1 protein-coding gene is annotated in these 1799 nt (G+C 51.4%); it reads right to left on the bottom strand.

Translation table 11 applies throughout. The features are described 5' to 3' along the window. Positions 1-248 precede the first annotated feature (248 nt). Positions 249-1760: a tyrosine-type recombinase/integrase gene (locus L9W92_RS18550; RefSeq protein ID WP_376741837.1), complete on the bottom strand. Its 1512-nt coding sequence runs from the start codon at positions 1758-1760 to the stop codon at positions 249-251. Positions 1761-1799 lie beyond the last annotated feature (39 nt).

The following is a 1799-nucleotide window of genomic DNA, read 5'->3' as shown; positions in this document are numbered from 1 at the left end:
GGCGGAATTGGCAGACGCGGCGGTCTCAAAAACCGTTGGATAACCTCCATGCCGGTTCGACTCCGGCCATCGGCACCAGAAGTCAATGCTCTTAAAGCCGCGACACAAGCGGATTTGAGGGCTTTTTTCTTTTCTGGCGGCACCTTTTGTTTGCCGCCCGTCATACCGTCACATGACACGTTTTAGCGCATATTGGCAATGCTCTCATCGCCCTTTCCACCTGGCATTCCGCCCGATTTGGAGGGATGTCAGGAGGGATATACGCCGATGATGGCGTTGGCCGAAGCGACCTTGGAGCTGAAATCCAGGTGGGTGTAGATATTCGAGGTAGTGGAAATATCGCTGTGCCCCAACCACTCCTGGATCTCTTTCAAGCTGACTCCGTTGGCGTACAACAGGCTGGCGCAGCTATGTCGGAGGTCGTGGAAACGGATTTTTTTGAGGCCGTGGTTTTTCAGCGTGAGCGCGAAATTCTGGGTGATATAGCCCGGCTTGATCCGTTCTCCCAACTCGTTTACGTAGATGTAGCCAAGATATTCCCGGCAATAGTCTTTGCCGCAAACTTTTTGATTGCGCTCCTGCTCCGCCTTCAGCCGCCGGAGAAGCTTTTCAAAGGGCTCTACCAGCGGCAGGGTACGGTGGCTGGACTTGGTTTTGGTCCGATCCTTTTCCACGATGATGGCTTTTCCGTCCACCCTTACCTCGGTTACGGTGTGCTTGATGGTCAGCGTCTTTTTTCCAAAGTCAATCGCGTCCCATTTCAGCCCGACGATCTCGCTGCGGCGCAGTCCGTAAAACGCGCCCAGGATAACAGCCAACTCTATCGGCTTGTTTTTCACGACAGCGAACAATGCTTCCAATTCCCCGGCATCGTAAATGCTGCCCACGAATTTTGTGGTCTTGGGCCGCTCGATCCGGTCGGCGGGGTTAAAGGCGATCAGGCCCACCTTGAAAGCGTACTGCAACGCCTTGCGAATGTTGGCGTGGCGGTGGATCACCGTGCAGGCGCTTAAGCCTTTCTCGTTCAGCTCGTACTGATAATAGTCCTGGATGTGCTTGGGCGTCACTTCCTTTAATGTCAGCCTGAATTCCTTAAAGTAAGGAATAATACAGCTCTTGATGCACATAGCGTAAGAGGCGTAGGTGGTCATTTCCACATTGTGCTTGGTCATCTCCAGCCATTCCAGCAGGAAGTCGGTAAACAGTATCCGCACCTCGCCGGTGATCGGGTTTACTTGGTCGGCCGGATTGTCTCGGATCAGCTCAAGCTCCACGGCATAGTCCAAGGCCTCTTTGATGACCTCGTGGTATTGGAGCAAGGCGGTTTTTATTGCGTTTTTTTCTGTTCTCTCATACTGATAGTAGCCTTCGATGTCTCCCGGCTTTATTTTCGCCACCGTAACGGCGATATCCTTAAAGTAAGGGATAACGAAGGTTTTGGCATCGTACGCGTAAAGGGCGTAGGTGTCGGCTTCTACCCGGTTGATAACTTCCTGCAGCCATTTTTTCAGGAAGTCGGCAAACAGCATGTTTTTGTCGCTCATTGCCGTATCGGGATTAAACTCTTGCCTGGTTTTCCAAAGCAGCGTTTCAGCGCGCTTTTTATTCCCCTTGACGGGAAGTCCCGTGCTGACGGACTTGGTTTGGCGCTTTCCGTTCATATCCTTATAGGTATAATGGACCCAGAAAACAAGACAGACGGGAAGGGCAAAATAAGTTAGAATGGAGTCATGGAAAAGAGAAGAAAATTCACACCCCAAGAAAAATCAAAAATCGTGCTGGAAGTCTTACGGGAAGAA

The organism is Pelotomaculum terephthalicicum JT, assembly GCF_022410535.1.
GTDB classification, from domain to species: domain Bacteria; phylum Bacillota; class Desulfotomaculia; order Desulfotomaculales; family Pelotomaculaceae; genus Pelotomaculum_D; species Pelotomaculum_D terephthalicicum.
Note: the sequence above shows the minus strand (reverse complement) of the source record. Positions and strands in the feature narration are given on the sequence as shown.